The following is a 16,719-nucleotide window of genomic DNA, read 5'->3' on the forward strand; positions in this document are numbered from 1 at the left end:
CGCGGGGCGACCGACCGGGAAGAGCGGCTCGCGCCGGTTCAGGCGCGGCGCGGGAGCGGCTTCAGCACACCGTCCTCCGTGCGGGCCTGCACCATCGACTCCGGTGCGGGCGCCGGCGGCGCTGCCAGCTCGGACGCGTCCGCCGTGGCCCGGCAGTAGACGCCGCCCCGGCCTTCCCGGCACAGCGCGTGCAGGTCCGCGGCGAAGGTGTACAGGTCCTCGCCGGGCGCCCCGCGACGGAACCGGCGGGACATCGACCACTGGTCCACCAGGAGCTTGACCGTGTCGGGCTGCACCCGTCCGTAGAGCGACAGGATGTGGGCGGAGAGCCGGATCACGAGTCGCGCACCGTCCTCGCTCTCGGCGATCATCTGCGCGCTCAGGAGGCCGTCGTCGTCGCGGCGGGCACCGAGCAACCGCTCGAGCTGGCCGAGCACCGACGCGGGGTCGACGACGCGCGACTGCACCGTGCTGCCGAGCGGCCGTCCGTCGATGGTGCCGGCAGCGGACTCGTCGTCTGGGCTCGCGAAGTACTCGAACAACATGCGGAGCATCATCCCCTATGTCCGAGCCCTCTCCCAAACCCGTGCCCGGCCGAGCACCGCTACGAGGCGGCCGGGCGAAGCAGGCCGGTGGCCTCGACCGCGCGTCCGGCCGCGAGCTCGACGGTCGCCGTCCGGGTCCCCCAGCGCAACCGGTGCGCTCCCGCCGCGCGGGCGTGCCGGGCTCGGAGGGTGACGGCCAGGAGACGCGGCGCACCGTTCCCGTCGCGGTCCCATCCGAGGTCCACCTCGATGCCGGGCCTGGCCACGAGCCCTCTCACGCGACCGGAGGGCAGGGCCGCGGGGAGCGCGGGCAGCAGTTCGATCTCGCCGCGGTGGGACTGCAGGAGCGCCTCGGCCAGCCCCGCGGTGAAGCCGAGGTTGCCGTCGATCTGGAACGGCGGGTGCGCCGCGAACAGGTTCGGGTACAGCCCGCCGCTCTGTCCTCCGCGGTCGGTCTCCATGTCACGGAACATCAGCCGCAGCAGCCGGTCCACGGCCGGCGCCTGCCGGAGCCGGGCGCGCAGGCCGATCTTCCATGCCAGCGACCAGCCGGTCGACTCGTCCCCGCGCTCGTCGAGGAGCCGCACCGCGGCGTCGAGCCACTCCGGGGCGGGTGCGCTCGTGGCCGGCTCGCCCGGCGCCGGCCACCACCGGCCGGGGTAGAGGCGCACGAGCGGCGAGAGGTGCCGGTGGTGCGGGTCGTGCTGCTCGAAGTCGTCCTCCCACTCCGCGAGGGCTCCGCCGCGCCCCACGCGGGGGCGCCGGAGGCGCGGGAGCACGGCGCGGGCGCGGTCCACGACGGGGTCCTCGATCCCCTGCCGCTCCGCCTCGGCGACGACCAGGGCGAGGTGGTCCCGCACCAGGTCGAGGTCGCAGGCCGACGACGACGCGACGCTCGCCACCCGGCCGTCCGCGGTCCGGAAGTCGTTCTCCGGCGAGGTCGACGGGGACGTGCCCCACCACCCGTCCGCGTCCCGCACCAGCCAGTCCAGGGTGAAGGCGGCCGCGTCGCGCAGCACGTCCCACAGGGAGGTCAGGAGCGTGTCGTCGGCCTCGAACGCGGCGTGCTCGGCGACGTGCCGGGTGAGCCAGAGACCCGCCATCGGCCAGAACGCCCACTTGGGGTCGTGGCCGCCGTGACCGACCGGCAGGCTGTACGCCCACGCGTCGGTGTTGTGGTGCGCCACCCACCCGTCGGCGTCGTACAGCCGCCGGGCGGTCCGCCGGCCCGTCACCGCGAGCGCCCGGATCAGGTCGAACAGGGGTTCCTCGGTCTCGGCGAGGTTGGTGGTGCTCGCCGGCCAGTAGTTCATCTGGAGGTTGATGTTGGTGGTGAAGTTCGAGCTCCAGGGCGGCTGCAGCTCGCGGTTCCAGATGCCCTGGAGATTGGCCGGGAGCGTGCCGGGCCGTGAGGAGCAGATGAGCAGGTAGCGGCCGTAGTGGAACAGGGTCGCGAGGAGATGTGGGTCCCGCTCGGGTCGCGCGACGGCGCCGTCGTTGACCGCGAGCAGGCGCCGCGCCGTGTCGCCGGGAGGCTCCGCGGAACCGGGGACGAGTTCGGCCCGGTCGTACAGGCCGCGGTGGTCCGCGACCTGCTCGCGGCGCACCGTCTCCGGCCCTGCCTCCACCGCGTCCTCGACCCGCGCCCGCGCGTCCAGGGCGGCGTCCCACTCGTCGCCGCGCGGCGCGTCGACGGGGCCGCGGTAGGTGGTGGCGGTCGCCACGACGAGCGTGAGCCGTGTCGCTCCGGTCACGACGAGCCGGCCGTTCCCTGCCACGGGGTCGTCCACCACCGGGTCCGGAGCCGCCGGGTCCGCCGGCGTGGTCCACGCCCGCGCGCTCCCGTCGTGCAGCACGCGCGCCACCAGTGCGCCGCGCAACGACGCGCCCGGCCGGTCGTCGTAGCGCACGGGCGGATCCACGGGGTCGTGGGCGGGAGCGACGTCGGCCGGCATCAGCAGGTGCAGGACGACGTCGTCCCCGCTCTTCCCGGCGTACGAGCGGTGCAGCAGGCGCAGGCGGCTCCCGGCGCGGATGCTCAGGTCGCGGGGACGGCCCGTCACCACCTCGTGCACGAGCACGCCGTGCGGCCGGCTGACCCAGGTGGTCCGGGAGACCGCGTCCGCGCCGTGGCCGCCGTGGGTGGTCTGCGTCGCGGTCCGGAAGTCCAGCGTCCGGCGCACGTCCGCCGGGCCGGCGCCGGTCACCGTGATCTCCAGCTCCGCGAACGGGAGGTAGGACTGGCCGTGCCGGTGCTGGAGCCCGCGCAGCAGCCGCCCGGCTCCGACGTGGTTGCCGGTGGCGATCAGCGCCCTGGCCCGGGCGAGCAGTTCGCGGGCACGCCCGGGGTCGGGCAGGCCGGGCTCGTCCGCCGACGCCGGACTGCCCGACCAGGCGGTGTCGTCGTTGACGACCAGGCGGGCCGTGCGCGCGTCGCCGAGCACCATCGCGCCGAGGCCGCCGTTGCCCAGGGGCATTCCCTCCTCCCACCGCTCGGCGGGCGCCGTGGAGACCAGGCCGTGCGCGCTCACTGCTTCCCGACGAGCCCGCTGAAGACGTCGACGAGCACCGTGTCCAGGTCGCCGACTCCCTCCGGCGAGCGCAGGTCCCGCACGGCGCCACCGGTGGCGTCGCCGATCCGGACGAGTTCGTCGACCGGGGCCTCGGCGCCGATCGCGACGGAGATGACCGGCTCCGCCGTCTCCCCGTCGATCCCGTCCAGGAGCGCCCCGAGGTCCCCGGCGGGGAACTGGGCGCCGTCGGACAGCACGACGACGGCGGTCGAGCTCGGCGGACCTGGCTTGCTCGCCTCCTCGCCCATCAGCCGCTGCGCGTCCGCGATGGTGTCGTACAGGGGCGTGCTGCCTCCGTTGCCGTCCAGCGCGCACACCGCCGCACGAAGGTCGCGACGCAGGTCCTCGTCGAGGGTGCGCATCGTGGTCGGCGTCCAGCCGCGCGGGCGCGGGAAGGCGTCGACGCTCACCGAGTCCCGCCCGTCGTCCAGCCGCTCCAGCGCGTCCAGCGTCGCCTTCTTGGCGAGCTGGAGGTAGTCCGGGTGGTTCGTCGGGGCACCGGTGCACGGGTCCTGGAACCCGGGCACCTCGGCCCGGCTGCCCGCCTTCGTCATGGAGTTGGAGTTGTCGATGGTCAGGTGCACACGCACCGGCAGGCGTACGGACTGCCACTGCTCCTGGTAGCGGCGGATCGTCGCCGCGTCCGGCCATTCGTCGATGCCCGCGGCCGGCGCCGCGTCCACGATGCGCTCCAGTTCGTCGGTGGTCGTCACGGGATCGCCCGGCGGCCGGAAACCCCAGGCGCGGAACTCGGCCTGGGCGTGGGAGTCGGTGGCGAGGTACGTCGCGAACGCCTCGGCCACCGCCCGTCGAGCGGCGTCGTCGTCGGTCGGGGCCAGGGGGACCACGGGGTGGTCGAACGCATAGGTCCCGTCGGCCGGCTGGACGGCGACGAGTCGTTCGGCGGGGTTCGCCGGCACGTCGTCGCAGTCCAGCGGTGGCACGCCGAGCGGCGAACCGCAGTCGAACAGAACCGCGGTCTGCTCCTGCGCGACGACGGCGTCCATCTGCGCGAGGGCGGCCGGGTCGTCGTGGAGCGCGCTCATCAGCTTGGTGATCTCCTGCCCGGCGAGCTCGTCCGGTACCGATGCGATCGCGTTGCGCAGGCGGTAGACGGTGGCGTCCTCCCCCATGTCGGCGAGTGCCTGGTTGAGCGCGACCGAGGTCGCCATCCCGGAGGTCGAGCGGACGGGGTCGTCGAGCGCGAGCGTCAGTTGTCCGTCGGCGGCGCGCTCGACGAGCTCGGCCCAGGTCACGGTGCCGCCTCCGAGGAGGGTGTCCCGTTTCTCCTCGGTCATGAGGACGGCGAGCACGGACGAGGCCACGGTGGTCATGTCCGCCTGCCAGTCGCCGGCCAGCTGGATTCCGCCGGGAGTCGCGGCGAGCTGCCGTGGCCAGACCGACGACGTCGGCATCCAGACGTCCGGGCGGGGCGCCGTGGTGCCGGGGGCGAGCTGGTTCTCCGGTGGCGAGATCCACGCGTCCTCGAGGGCGTCCGCGGCCACTCCGGAGCTCACGCCGCTCACGTCGATGTCGGCGCAGCGTGTCTCCTGGTAGCGGTACCGCTCGGCGAAGTCGGCGGCGAGCTCCCGCACCAGGCCGTCCTTCTCGGTGCCGACGACGACGTTCAGCGGCACCTCCTCGCCCGCGCAGGCCGGCGGGCTCCCGACCGCGCCGGGCCACCGCACGACGGCGACGACCAGCACCGCCGCGAGGACCGCGACCGCGGCCGGCGCCCACCAGGCGGTGAGCAGTCGTCGCGGTCCGGGGCCGGCGGAGGCGGCCGTGGCGACGGCACCGGCGCCCACGGCCGCGAGCGCGTCCACGGCGTCCTGGATCGCGGGTCGCTTGACCGGCACGAACGACACGGCACCGCCCGACCCGTCCGCGTCCACGCGCCCGTTCACCATGCCGACGACGTTCATGTCGTACGTCCGCAGAACCGGCGCACCGCCGAGCTCCGGCGCGCCGGCGCCGGTTCCCCGCACGACGGTCCACAGGTCGCTCGTGCGCCGGTGCGCCGCACCGGACGCCTGGAGGGGTGCGTCCTCGCCCCACGCCTCGACCTCGACCCGTACGGACTCCTCGGGCGACTTGAGCGCGACGGGGAGCACGTGCCCCGGCAGGGTCTCGTCGTCGTCCAGGACGAGGACGGCGAACCCGGCGCGGGTCGGTGCGACCGTGTCCGGGAGGTCGAACGCGCCCGGGTGCCACGCACGTACCCGGGCCTCCAGCCGGCAGTCGGGATCCGCCTCCCACGTGCAGCGAAGCCAGCCGTCGGGTTCGCTCGTCTCCTCCGGCGCACGGTCGAGCGCGGCGTTGACGACCTCGGGCAGGGTGAGGACGCAGCGGTCGGCCACCAGGAACCCGTATCCGGCGATCCGTCCGCTCTCGGACCAGATGGTCGCCGTCGCGTGGCGGGCGGCCGACAGGTCGGGCCGGGTGAGCGCGGTGTGCTCGGCACGTGACCGGATACGCAGGGCGACGGCCGTCGTCCCGGCGCTCACGAGAGCCAGCACCACGACGACGGGGATCACCCACGGCTGCACTCCTTCGAGCAGCGCCTGCTGGACCACGCCGACCACGGCACCCAGCACGGCGACCGCCGCCGCACCACGGCCGGCACGCTGCAGGCCGGTGCTGCCCGGCCCTTCCTGTGACTGCGACATCCGATGCGTCTCCGGCGACTCGTGGGACAGTTCCGCGGCAGTCTACCGATTTGCCCCGGGATGTCTCTCAAGATCACCGTGGACGACGACGCGGCCGCTCCTGGTCACCGGCCATGATGGAGGGATGGACACCGAAACCCCCCACGCGCGGGCGATCGTCGTGATGGGCACCGCAGGCTCGGGCAAGACGACCGTCGCCGCCCTCCTCGCGGGCCGCCTCGGCGCGTCCTTCGCCGAGGGCGACGACTTCCACTCCCCGGAGAACGTCGCCAAGATGGCGGCGGGCCGGCCGCTGGACGACGACGACCGCCGGCCGTGGCTGCGCAAGATCCGTGACTGGCTGGCGAGCGAGCTGGACGCCGGCCGCACCGCGGTCGTCCCGTGCAGCGCCCTGCGTCGCGAGTACCGCGACATCCTCCGCACGGCGGCACGTGACGGGTCCGGGCACGACGTGCGGTTCGTCCATCTCACCGGCTCCTACGAGCTGCTTCGCGAGCGCATCCAGGGGCGAGCCGGCCACTTCATGAAGCCGGCCATGCTCGACAGCCAGCTCGCCACCCTGGAGCCCCTGCAAGACGACGAGCCCGGGTTCGGCGTCGACGTGACGCCCCGCCCCGCCGTGATCGTCGACGAGATCCAGCGCCGTCTCGGGCCCGCCGCCTGACATCCGGCGCGCTCTCAGACCTTCCTGCGGTACGTGCGCAGGGCGAGCACGTAGCAGAGCCCGCCGACGCCGGCGATCCAGGCCAGGGCGACCCAGATCTCGTCGCCGGCCGGCCGGCCCTCGAACAGGGCCCGCAGCGTCTCGACCACCGAGGTGACCGGCTGGTTCTCGGCGAACCAGCGCACCGGGCCGGGCATCGACTCCGTGGGGGCGAACGCCGAGCTGAGGAACGGCAGGAAGATCAGCGGGTAGGAGAACGCCCCGGCGCCCTCCATGGTGGTCGCGGTCAGGCCCGGGATGACCGACATCCAGGTCAGGGCCAGTGTGAACAGCGTCAGCACCCCGAGGGCGGCCAGCCAGTCGAGGACGCTCGCCTCCGGGCGGAAGCCCATCGCGAACGCGATGCCGACGACGAGCACCGCGGTGACCGCGTTCGAGACCAGCGAGGTCAGCACGTGCGACCACAGCACCGCCGAGCGGGAGATCGGCATCGTGCCGAGCCGTGCCGTGATGCCCTTGCTGGTGTCGTTGAAGATCCGCAGGGCCGTGTAGGCGACGCTGGACGCGATCGTGATGAGCAGGATGCCCGGCAGGAGGTAGTTGGTGTAGTTGGCGCCGCCGGTCTCGATCGCACCGCCGAACACGTAGCGGAACAGCAGGAAGATCGCGATCGGGGTGATGGCGACGGTGATGATCGTGTCCGGGCTGCGCAGGATCTGCTTCATCAGGCGCCCGGTGAGGGTCGAGGTGTCGCGAAGCATCAGTTCGCCTCCTTGGTTCCGATGATGGCGAGGAAGATCTCCTCGAGGGTGGGCTGCTTCTCGACGTACTCGACCTTGGCCGGCGGGAACATCGTCTTGAGCTCGCTGAGCGTGCCGTTCGCGATGATCGTGCCGCCGTGCAGGATCGCGATGCGGTCCGCGAGCTGCTCGGCCTCCTCCAGGTACTGGGTCGTGAGCAGGATGGTGGTGCCGCTCGACGCCAGGCCCTTGACGGTGCGCCAGACCTCGATCCGCGCCTCGGGGTCGAGGCCGGTGGTGGGCTCGTCGAGGAAGATGATCTCCGGCGAGCCGACCAGGCTCATGGCGATGTCGAGGCGGCGCTTCATGCCGCCGGAGTAGGTGGCGGCGCGACGGTCCGCGGCGTCGGTCAGGCCGAACTGCGCGAGCAGGCCCGTGGCGACCGTCCTCGGGCCCGGGACCCGGCGCAGCCGGGCGATGAGCTCGAGGTTCTCCCGCCCGGTGAGCACCTCGTCGACGGCCGCGAACTGGCCCGTCAGCGAGATGGCGCGACGGACCTCCTCGGGCCGCGCGACCACGTCGTGGCCGGACAGCGACGCCGTGCCGGCGTCGGGGCGCAGGAGCGTGGAGCAGATGTTCACCGTCGTGGTCTTGCCGGCGCCGTTCGAGCCGAGCAGGGCGAAGATCTCGCCTCTCCCGACGTCGAAGGTGACGCCCTTGAGGACCTCGTTGTCGCCGAACGACTTTCTCAGGCCGACGACGTCGATCGCCGGGGCGGACGCAGGACTGGGCATGATTCCTCCAGATGGGTGGGGGCTGTTTCCGGGCGCGCTCGGGCCAGGGGCGGGCGCGTGGCGGCCTTCCGGCCGGGCAAGGCGGTGTGTGTCAGGAGCAGGCGTGGCGGGCCGGCACCGGCGGGCCGTCCGCCGGGGCACGGCTCACGGGCGGCGGATGATGATCTCCCCGTACCCGGTACGGGCGTGGACCTCGGCGGTGCCCTCTCCCTCGACGGGAGCGGCGGCCGGTGTGAGCTGGTTGCGGACGGCTCCGTGCTCGGAGGCGACGTCGAGGAACGCGGCCGTTCCTTCGGGGACGCCCACCTCGATCGAGCCGTAGGACGTGGTGAGGCTGACGCTCCCCGAGACGACGTTGTTGACACGGATCCCGGAGTGGGCCGACTTCGCGGTGAGCGAGCCGCGTACGCGGCTCACCGCGATCTCGGCGTGCGCCCCGGTCACGTCCAGCGACCCGGTGACGTCGCCGATGGTGACGGTGCCGTTCGTCGCCCGGAGCGAGCCGTCGCCCGTGAACTCCTCGATGCGCGCCGAACCAGCGCTGACCTTGACGTTCGCGGTGCCGCCGGTCCGCCCGACGACGAGGTTGCCGGCGGAGACCTTGGCGTCGAGCCGGTCCACGGCGTCCATCCGGGCGTCACCCGCGGAGACGGTGAGATCGACGACGCCGAGGTGCCCTTCGGCGAAGAACGAGCCGACCTTGCCCCGGACGTCGGAGCCCTCGGGCAGTTCGACCGTGATGTCCGCGGTGCCCGCGGAGAACGGCAGCACCCACTGCTTCCAGGAGCCGGGGTAGGTGATCTCGACGGCCTCGCCCTCGCGCTCGACGCGGACCTCCTCGGCGGCGCGGACGCTGCCGGACTTGGCGGGATCGGTGGGCAGGACCGTGACCACGACGTCGTCACGCTCGCCCGCGACGACGCGCAGGTTGACGAAGGGGACGTCGACGCGGACGGGGACGGGGCTGGGGGCGGGGAAAACGGGCATGGGAGACCTCCGGGTGTGGTGTCAGTGTGGTGTCAGGCGGGTCTAGGTGGTGTCGGGTCGGGCGGTCAGCGCACCCAGCCGGTGTGGCGGTTGCGCCCACGCGCCTCGGGCCCGGCGTCGGGGGCGGAGCGGGCGGCGGACGGCTCGAGCGCGGCGGCGACCGCGCGCACGAGCCACGTGTTCACCGAGACGCCGTCGCGGGCGGCGGCGACCTCGACCTGCGCCTTGAGACGGTCGGGCAGGCGCAGGGTGGTCCGGGTGGTCGCGGCGCCGTCGGCGTCGGCGATCGGCGCGCCGGACGACGCGGCCGGCGCCTGCGCCGGGCGCGTCATGGCGGGCGCGGCCGGGTCCTGGTGGGCCTCGGCCGTCACGGGCGGCACGACGACGAACTCCGGGTCGCCGCCGCGCAGCCGCACGTCGACGGAGCCGGGCGCGAGCTCGGCGGAGATCTCACCGGCCGCCTCGGACAGTGCGTCCAGCAGGACGAGACGCACGGCGGCGTCGAGCGGCGCGGTCAGGCGTTGCGCGAGCTGCCGGGCGTCGTCGCCCGAGGCGTCGGCCGCGACGGCGAGCCGCTGCTGGAGGTCCTCGACGTGGTGCGTGATATCCATGGCACCACTATGACACCATCTATGGTGTCAACGCAAGCCCCAGTGGTGTCGCGACAGCCGGTTCCAGGGAACCCGCTCTCCCCCACGGGCCCGTCGTCGGCCACCTCGCCCCCGCGGGTTCCCGGGCCGGCCCGCTCAGACGGTCGCGCCGTACTCCTGCTCCCGCAACCACGCCAGGTGCGCGTGGACCAGCGGCAGCACGGACGCCCCCTCACCGCTGGCCGAGGCGACCCGCTTCATCGATCCCGCGCGGACGTCGCCGACGGCGAACACGCCCCGCATCGTCGTCTCCAGGCTCGCCGGCGGCCGACCGCCGGTCCAGGACTCCCGCGGGGTGTCACGACCGGTGAGCACGAACCCTCGCTCGTCGAGCGCGAGTTCCCCGGGCAGCCAGGCGCAGTCCGGCTCGGCACCGAGGAGGCAGAACAGACCGTCGGCCAGACGCAGCACCGAGGTACCCGCGCCCAGGTCGTCGAACCGTAGCCACTGGAGCCGCCCCTCACCCCCGCCGTCGGCCACGACCGTGCGGGTCATCACCGAGATGTTCGGAGTCGCCGCGATCTCGCGCACCAGATAGTCCGACATCGACTCGGCCAGGCCCGCGCGCCGCACGACCATCGTCACCGACCCCGCGAACTTCGCCAGGTGCACGGCGGCCTGCCCGGCCGAGTTGCCGCCACCCACGACGTACACGTCCCGGTCCGCCATCTCCCGGGCCATCGAGGTCGCCGCTCCGTAGTACACCCCCGCGCCGACCAGGGCGTCGATCCCCGCGACGCCGAGCCGGCGATAGGCGACTCCCGTCGCCAGCACGACGGTGCGCGCACACAGCCGCGCCCCGTCGACGTGCACGTGGTGGTGCTCGGGTTCGTCCGCCGGGCCGGGCGTGACACGTATCGCGGCGCGGCCCGTGTAGAAGCGCGCGCCGAAGCGGCCCGCCTGCACCCGCGACCGCTGCGCCAGCCGCATCCCGGAGATGCCGCGGGGAAATCCGAGATAGTTGCGGATCATCGAACTGGAGCCGGCCTGACCGCCGATCGCGTCGCGCTCCAGCACGATCGTCGCCAGGCCCTCCGACGCCGCGTAGACGGCCGCGGCGAGGCCCGCCGGCCCCGCCCCGACCACCAGGACGTCGGCGATGGACCCGTCCGGGATGGAGTCGAATCCGCCGTACATCGCCTCGGCCACCGCCGCCGGGGTCGCCCCGGTGAGAATCCGGCCGTTGTACGCGCGCACCACCGGCAGCTCCGCACCCGGGCCGGCCTCCTCGAGGACGGCCCGGGCGTCGTCGTCGCCCGGGCCGAGCCGACGGTTCGGGATGCCCAGGCGTTCGAGCAGGTCGTGCACCGCCGCGGCCTGCCGGTCGCCGTCGGCCGCGACGACGTCCGTCGCCGACACGGTCGGCCGGGACACCGACCACCCCCACTCCGAGAGCAGTTCGACCAGCGCGATGTGGAACTCCTCGTCCCTCGCCCCGCGCGGAAGGGCGACGAACGTGTCCATGTCCCGGCGCAGCGCGGCCGCCCGCAGTCCGTCGAGCGCCTCGACGTACTCGCTCGTCGGTACGAGCGCGACCCGGCGGGCAGTCGCGACCACGGCCGGGACCTGGTGGAGCAGCTCGACGCCGCCCCCGTCAGGGAGCCGGTACTCGGCCGCGACCATGGCGACCGGGACACCACCCGCGACGAGATCACGCAACACGTCCAGCGCGGCGGCCGCGGACGCGGCGCACTCGATCCGGTAGTCGCGGTCGTACCGCGCCCGGAACTCGGCCTCGATGTCGTCGGCGTGCCGGCCACCGACGAGCAGGATCACGGGCAGGTCGTCCATGCGGTCAGCGTAGAGCGCACGCGAGCCGCGGGTCCCTCACGGCACGAGGTGCCCCGCCGCCCGGAACAACTCGTACCACTCGGCACGCGTCAGCGGCACGTCGGACCCCTGGGCGGCACCCGCCACCCGCTCCGGCGTCGTCGTCCCGAGCACCACCTGCATCGCCGCCGGATGACGTGTGATCCACGCCGTCGCGATCGCGATCGCCGGCACGTCGTACCGGGCGGCGAGCCGGTCGATGACGGCGTTCAGCTCCGCGAAGTCCGGCGACCCGAGGAACGTGCCCGTGAAGAACCCCGCCTGGAACGGGGACCACGCCTGGATCGTGATGTCGTTCAGACGACAGTAGTCGAGTACACCGACATCCCGGCTCGCCGCCTGCTCCACCCCCACCATGTTCGCCGCCACACCCTGCGCGACGACCGCGGCGTGCGGCAGCGACAGCTGCAGCTGGTTCGCCACGATCGGCTGGTCCACGTGCCGGCGCAGCAGCTCGATCTGCCCGGGCGTGTGGTTCGAGACGCCGAACGCACGCACCTTGCCGGCCGCCGACAGGTCGTCGAACGCCCGCGCCACCTCCTCCGGCTCCATGAGGGCGTCGGGGCGGTGCAGCAGCAGGATGTCGAGGTAGTCGGTGTCGAGCGCCGTCAACGAACCCTCGACCGACTCCACGATGTGCTCGTAGGAGAAGTCGAAGTACGGACCCTCGCGCACGATGCCGCACTTCGTCTGGATGACCAGCCGCTCGCGCTCCGACGGGGACAGCCGCATCGCCTCGGCGAAACGGCGCTCGCAGCCGTGCACCTCGGATCCGTAGATGTCGGCGTGGTCGACGAAGGTGATCCCCGCGTCGGTGGCGGTGCGGACGAGGGCGCGCACCTCGTCGTCGGACTTCTCCTGGATCCGCATGAGGCCCAGCACGACGTTCGGCGCGACGATGTCCGTCCCGGGCAGGGTGAAGGTCTTCATCCGTCGGTTCCTCCCCTCGTGGTCAGGCGCCGGCCGCGCCGAGGCGCGCGATCTCGTCGTCGGACAGGACGAGTTCCGCGGCCGCGGCGGAGTCGGTGACGGACTCGGGCCGGGAGGCTCCCGGGATCGGGACGACGACGGGCGCCAGGGCCAGCTCCCAGGCCAGCGCCACCCGGAACGGGCTCACCTCGCGCTCCCGGGCCACGTCGAGGAACGCGGCGAAGTCCGCGCCCAGCTCGCCGGAGCGCGCCAGCGCGATACCGCCCAGCGGGCTCCACGGGAGGAACGCGATGCCGAGTTCGGCGCACAGCTCCAGCTCCGGCAGCGACGAACGGAACCGCGGGGAGAACTGGTTCTGCACCGAGACCAGGCGCCCGCCCAGGACCTCGTTCGCCTCCCGGATCTGGTCCGGGTCGGCGTTCGAGATGCCGGCCATCTGGATGACGCCGTCGTCCAGCAGGTCGGCGAGCGCACCGACCGAGTCGGCGTAGGGAACGGCGGGGTCCGGCCGGTGGAACTGGTAGAGACCGATGGCGTCCACGCCGAGCCGCCGGGCGGATGCCTTGGCAGCCTGCTTGAGGTAGGCGGGGTCACCGTTGCGCGTCCAGGAGCCGTCACCGGGGCGCAGGTGGCCGCCCTTGGTGGCGACGAGGACGTCGTCGGCCGCCGATCCTGCCGAGCGCAGCGCGGTCGCGATGAGCTCCTCGTTGTGGCCCACCTCGTCCGCGCCGACATGGTAGGCGTCGGCCGTGTCGATCAGGGTGACGCCGGCGTCGAGCGCGGCGTGGATGGTGGCGATCGACCGGGCGGTGTCCGGGCGGCCCTCGATCGACATCGGCATGCCGCCGAGGCCGATCGCGCCCACCTGCCGGCCGCCGATGCTGCGGGTCTGCATCGTGGTACGTCTCCTTCGTCGTGGAATGTCGAGTGCGGGTCACGGCCGCGGCACGAACGGCGCGCGGGTGCCCGGATCGACACTAGAGAGCGATAACCTAGAAGTCCAACAACTTCAATTCATGACACCCAGAAGAAAGACTGGTCAATGGAGCTACGCCAGCTCGAGTATCTCGTCGCGCTCGCCGAGGAACGCCAGTTCACGCGCGCCGCCGACCTGACCGGAGTCTCGCAGTCAGGACTGTCCGCCGCCATCCGCAGCCTCGAGGACGAACTGGGCACCAAGCTGTTCGACCGCACCACCCGGAAGGTCGAGCCCACCGAGGCCGGACAGGCACTCCTGCCGTTCGCCCGCTCGATGCTCGGCCAGGCCGCCGAGGCGCGGGACGCCGTCGTCCACCTCTCGCGCGAGGTGTCGGGGCAGCTCCGGGTGGGCGCGGAACAATGCCTCGGCCTGGTGGACGTGCCCACGATGCTGGAGCGGTTCCACCGGCGGCACCCGCGCGTCGAGGTCGAGTTCACCCAGGCCGGTTCCGAGGACCTGCTCGGCGCGATCCGCGAGCGGCGGATCGACGTCGCGTTCGTGGCCGGGACGGAGCACCTGGGTTCGCTGTCCGGCACGCGGATCGGGCACGAGCCACTGGTCGCGATCCTGCCTCCGGGACATCCGCTCGGTGCCCGCACCTCGGTCGAGCGCGGCGATCTCGCCCCGGAGAGTTTCATCGACTTCCACGGGTCGTGGGGTGTGCGGCGCCTCAACGACGCGGCGTTCGAGGCGCTGCGCGTGCACCGGCGGGTGCGCTTCGCGGTGAACGACGTGCACACCCTGCTCGACCTGGTGGGACGCGGTCTGGGCGTCGCCGTCGTGCCCCGGCACGTCGCGGCGAAGCCGCAGGCGGCGACGCTCACGACGGTGCCGTTGCGAGGCGATGTCGGGCCCGACTGGGTGGTCTCGCTGGTCACTGCCCCGTCGGCGGCGGACTCCCCGGCGCCGCACCTCGTGGAACTGGTCGGCGACCTGCCGGGATCCTGACCGCGCAGCCCGGTCAGCCGCCGACCTGACACCTCGGCGAGCGGGGTGGGTCTGCGTCTCGCCGGCACCCTCGGCGGGACGGGGTGGGGATCTAGGTGTCGTGGGGGCCGTTCCTGCGCCGCGCGATCCAGAGGGCGGCGGCCACCAGGACCACCCCGGCCGCGAGCAGCGCGACCAGGGCGGCGAACGTGCCACCGAACCACGCCGAGAAGGACCACGGCAGGGTGATGAGCAGCCCCGCGGCTCCGATCCCCAGCAGCACCAGATCCGTCGTCACGACGGCCATCACGGCGATCGCCACCGCCGTGGCCAGCGCCACCACGAGTCCGGCGTCGTCGGTCGTGAACGACAGCAGCAGCGCGCCGAAGACCGCCGACGACGCCCCGAGTCCGAGCGCGAACCGTCGGGGACGGAGCACGCCGAAATAGGCGAGCAGGAACCACACCACGCCGAGGGCCCACACGCCGCTCCCGGTCGGGTAGCCGCCGTCGCCGAACCACGCGACCGTCGCACCGACCGCGGTCGCCAGGGCGACCAGAGCCACGAAATGCTGCAGGACGGTCGGCCGCAACCACCACAACGCGACCGCCACGACGGCCGTCGTACCGCTGGCCGTGAGGACCCCCTCGTCGCCGTGAATCCCGAGGACCTCCGAGGTGAGCAGGCCCATGAACCCGGCGAACGCGCCCGTGGCCCCCGCCCAGAGCACCGCCCGCAGACGGCTGCCCTGGTCGCCCGCCTGCCGGGGCACGGCGACGCCGGCGAGGAGCAGTACCGCGGCGGCCCCGCCGAGCACCCCGACGCGGCCGGCCACGCCGAGGTCGTCCCAGAGCTCGGTGGCCAGCAGCACGGCCGCCGCCAGGATGATCACGCCGCCGACGTAGCCGAGCGCCTCGACGAGCAGTGATCGGGTCGCTGCGGGCGTCCGCCCCGCCCGCTCCGTCCGGGCGTGCTCGTGCGCGGCGATGCGGTCGGCCTGTTCCTGCGTGATGATGCCCGCACCGACCCAGTCGGCGAGCCGGGATGCCGGTACCGGTTCGGTGGCAGGAGGACCGGCTGACGTGCGGGCAGAATCTCGCATGCGCGCGATCATGGCAGACGGGCCCCGCCACGACCACCCGGTTCGGCGCCGCGACGCGGGCGGTTCAGTCGATCCGGTCGCGGGCGATGGGGCAGGTCATGCAGTGCCCGCCGCCCCGCCCGCGGCCGAGCTCGGCACCGACGATCGTGATGACCTCGACGCCCGCCCGGCGCAGGGCGGCGTTCGTCATCGTGTTCCGGTCGTAGGTGAACACCACACCGGGCTCGAGGGCGACGGCGTTGTTGCCGGAGTCCCACTGCTGCCGCTCCGAGGCGTACACGTCGCCCGCCGTCTCCACCACCCGCAGTTCCGGCAGCCCCATCGCGCGTGCCACGACGTCGACGAAGGGGGTACCGCCGGCGTCGGTCACCTCGACGCCGGGAGCGGTGTCGCTCGGCCGCAGCACGTAGGGATGGATGCCGTCGACGATCGTGGGGTGGACGGTGGCCAGGTCCACGTCGGCGAAGGTGAACACGGTGTCCAGGTGCATGGCGGCCCGGAGCTTGGGCATCCCCGCGACGACGACCCGCTCGGCGGCCCCGGCGTCGAACAGCGATCTGGCGAGCTGGGTGATGGCCTGCCGCGACGTACGTTCGCTCATGCCGACGAGCACGGTTCCCCGGCCGACGGGCATCACGTCGCCCCCTTCCAGGGACGCCTGGCCCCAGTCCCGTTCCGGGTCGCCCCACCAGACGGTCGAGGCCCGGTACTCCGGGTGGAAGGCGTAGATCGCCTTCATGAGCAGGGTCTCCTGCTTGCGCGCCGGCCAGTACAGCGGGTTCAGGGTGAGGCCGCCGTAGATCCAGCAGGTGGTGTCGCGGGTGTACAGGGTGTTCGGCAGCGGGGGCAGGAGGTACTCACGGGCGTCGGGCGAGTCCTGGGCCAGGGACACGTAGCCGGTGCGGTAGTCGGCCGGCAGGTCCGCGGTCGACAGGCCCCCGATGAGGAACCGGGCGAGGTCGTGTGGCGCCAGGGTGTCCAGGTAGGCCCGTGTACCCTCCACCAGCCCGAGGCCCACCAGGTTCGGCACGACCTTGCGGTCGAGAAGCCAGGAGCGTGCCTCGGGGATCGCCATCGTCTCGGCGAGCAGGTCGTGCAGCTCGACGACCTCCACGCCCCGGTTCGCCAGCTTGTTGACGAAGTCCAGATGGTCACGCTGCGCGGACTCCACCCACATGACGTCGTCGAACAGCAGGCTGTCGGAGTTCGTCGGGGTGAGCCGCTCGTGCGCGAGGCCGGGGGCGCACACCAGCACCTTGCTCAGCCGGCCCACCTCCGAATGGACGCCGTGGACGGGGGCGGACGGTGTGGTGGTCATGAGACGGACCT

General features: G+C 73.2%; 14 protein-coding genes. 2 read left to right on the forward strand and 12 right to left on the reverse strand.

Going from position 1 to position 16,719, the window contains the following annotated elements; translation table 11 throughout:
• Positions 1 to 38 precede the first annotated feature (38 nt).
• The 3 genes from J0911_RS14820 to J0911_RS14830 are packed head-to-tail and all read right to left on the reverse strand — an operon-like array spanning position 39 to position 5,787.
• Positions 39 to 545, reverse strand: coding sequence for a hypothetical protein (locus J0911_RS14820; RefSeq protein WP_207276232.1), 507 nt, complete (start codon positions 543 to 545; stop codon positions 39 to 41).
• A 59-nt stretch (positions 546 to 604) separates the two neighbouring features.
• Positions 605 to 3,076, reverse strand: coding sequence for a glycosyl hydrolase family 95 catalytic domain-containing protein (locus J0911_RS14825; RefSeq protein ID WP_207276234.1), 2,472 nt, complete (start codon positions 3,074 to 3,076; stop codon positions 605 to 607).
• A complete protein-coding gene (locus J0911_RS14830; RefSeq protein WP_207276236.1) occupies positions 3,073 to 5,787 on the reverse strand; it encodes a VWA domain-containing protein in 2,715 nt (904 codons plus the stop codon). Before J0911_RS14830 ends, J0911_RS14825 begins: the two co-directional genes overlap by 4 nt.
• A 124-nt stretch (positions 5,788 to 5,911) precedes the next feature.
• On the opposite strand from J0911_RS14830, the gene J0911_RS14835 reads away from it, so the two are divergent.
• Positions 5,912 to 6,451: a gluconokinase gene (locus J0911_RS14835; protein WP_207276237.1), complete on the forward strand. Its 540-nt coding sequence runs from the start codon at positions 5,912 to 5,914 to the stop codon at positions 6,449 to 6,451.
• 14 nt (positions 6,452 to 6,465) lie between these two features.
• On the opposite strand, the gene J0911_RS14840 is transcribed toward J0911_RS14835, so the two are convergent.
• From J0911_RS14840 to J0911_RS14870, 7 genes are all read right to left on the reverse strand, one after another.
• Entirely contained in the window at positions 6,466 to 7,212 is a 747-nt protein-coding gene (locus J0911_RS14840) for an ABC transporter permease (RefSeq protein WP_207276239.1), read from the reverse strand.
• On the reverse strand, positions 7,212 to 7,985 hold the full coding sequence (locus J0911_RS14845) for an ABC transporter ATP-binding protein (RefSeq protein WP_207276242.1): 774 nt from the start codon (positions 7,983 to 7,985) through the stop codon (positions 7,212 to 7,214). The genes J0911_RS14840 and J0911_RS14845 overlap by 1 nt, the downstream gene beginning before the upstream one ends.
• A gap of 144 nt (positions 7,986 to 8,129) precedes the next feature.
• Positions 8,130 to 8,972 (reverse strand): DUF4097 family beta strand repeat-containing protein, encoded by an 843-nt coding sequence (locus tag J0911_RS14850; RefSeq protein ID WP_207276250.1) that lies wholly within the window; start codon positions 8,970 to 8,972, stop codon positions 8,130 to 8,132.
• Between the two features lie 65 nt (positions 8,973 to 9,037).
• Complete coding sequence (locus J0911_RS14855; protein WP_207276252.1) at positions 9,038 to 9,583, reverse strand: toxin-antitoxin system HicB family antitoxin; 546 nt, start codon at positions 9,581 to 9,583, stop codon at positions 9,038 to 9,040.
• A gap of 135 nt (positions 9,584 to 9,718) precedes the next feature.
• Positions 9,719 to 11,413, reverse strand: coding sequence for an NAD(P)/FAD-dependent oxidoreductase (locus tag J0911_RS14860; protein WP_207276254.1), 1,695 nt, complete (start codon positions 11,411 to 11,413; stop codon positions 9,719 to 9,721).
• Positions 11,414 to 11,449: 36 nt separating this feature from the next.
• Entirely contained in the window at positions 11,450 to 12,382 is a 933-nt protein-coding gene (locus tag J0911_RS14865; RefSeq protein ID WP_207276256.1) for an aldo/keto reductase, read from the reverse strand.
• 22 nt (positions 12,383 to 12,404) lie between these two features.
• A complete protein-coding gene (locus tag J0911_RS14870; RefSeq protein ID WP_207276258.1) occupies positions 12,405 to 13,277 on the reverse strand; it encodes an aldo/keto reductase in 873 nt (290 codons plus the stop codon).
• A gap of 147 nt (positions 13,278 to 13,424) precedes the next feature.
• Here J0911_RS14870 and J0911_RS14875 point away from each other — a divergent pair, with 147 nt between their 5' ends.
• Positions 13,425 to 14,309 carry a LysR family transcriptional regulator gene (locus tag J0911_RS14875; protein ID WP_207276259.1) on the forward strand — a complete coding sequence of 295 codons (885 nt, stop codon included), beginning with the start codon at positions 13,425 to 13,427 and terminating at the stop codon, positions 14,307 to 14,309.
• A 91-nt stretch (positions 14,310 to 14,400) separates the two neighbouring features.
• Here the strand turns inward: J0911_RS14875 and J0911_RS14880 are convergent, their stop codons facing one another.
• Positions 14,401 to 15,390: a DUF2157 domain-containing protein gene (locus J0911_RS14880; protein ID WP_207276261.1), complete on the reverse strand. Its 990-nt coding sequence runs from the start codon at positions 15,388 to 15,390 to the stop codon at positions 14,401 to 14,403.
• 64 nt (positions 15,391 to 15,454) lie between these two features.
• Positions 15,455 to 16,708, reverse strand: coding sequence for an arginine deiminase (locus tag J0911_RS14885; RefSeq protein ID WP_207276262.1), 1,254 nt, complete (start codon positions 16,706 to 16,708; stop codon positions 15,455 to 15,457).
• Between the last annotated feature and the right edge of the window lie 11 nt (positions 16,709 to 16,719).

This window comes from Myceligenerans salitolerans (genome assembly GCF_017349295.1).
Lineage (GTDB): Bacteria > Actinomycetota > Actinomycetes > Actinomycetales > Cellulomonadaceae > Myceligenerans > Myceligenerans salitolerans.

Coding starts and splice junctions, on each gene's coding strand:
- J0911_RS14850 (WP_207276250.1), bottom strand. CDS start 8,972: ATGCCCGTTTTCCCCGCCCCCAGCCCCGTCCCCGTCCGCGTCGACGTC.
- J0911_RS14860 (WP_207276254.1), bottom strand. CDS start 11,413: ATGGACGACCTGCCCGTGATCCTGCTCGTCGGTGGCCGGCACGCCGAC.
- J0911_RS14830 (WP_207276236.1), bottom strand. CDS start 5,787: ATGTCGCAGTCACAGGAAGGGCCGGGCAGCACCGGCCTGCAGCGTGCC.
- J0911_RS14840 (WP_207276239.1), bottom strand. CDS start 7,212: ATGCTTCGCGACACCTCGACCCTCACCGGGCGCCTGATGAAGCAGATC.
- J0911_RS14880 (WP_207276261.1), bottom strand. CDS start 15,390: ATGCGAGATTCTGCCCGCACGTCAGCCGGTCCTCCTGCCACCGAACCG.
- J0911_RS14865 (WP_207276256.1), bottom strand. CDS start 12,382: ATGAAGACCTTCACCCTGCCCGGGACGGACATCGTCGCGCCGAACGTC.
- J0911_RS14855 (WP_207276252.1), bottom strand. CDS start 9,583: ATGGATATCACGCACCACGTCGAGGACCTCCAGCAGCGGCTCGCCGTC.
- J0911_RS14835 (WP_207276237.1), top strand. CDS start 5,912: ATGGACACCGAAACCCCCCACGCGCGGGCGATCGTCGTGATGGGCACC.
- J0911_RS14885 (WP_207276262.1), bottom strand. CDS start 16,708: ATGACCACCACACCGTCCGCCCCCGTCCACGGCGTCCATTCGGAGGTG.
- J0911_RS14875 (WP_207276259.1), top strand. CDS start 13,425: ATGGAGCTACGCCAGCTCGAGTATCTCGTCGCGCTCGCCGAGGAACGC.
- J0911_RS14845 (WP_207276242.1), bottom strand. CDS start 7,985: ATGCCCAGTCCTGCGTCCGCCCCGGCGATCGACGTCGTCGGCCTGAGA.
- J0911_RS14820 (WP_207276232.1), bottom strand. CDS start 545: ATGTTGTTCGAGTACTTCGCGAGCCCAGACGACGAGTCCGCTGCCGGC.
- J0911_RS14870 (WP_207276258.1), bottom strand. CDS start 13,277: ATGCAGACCCGCAGCATCGGCGGCCGGCAGGTGGGCGCGATCGGCCTC.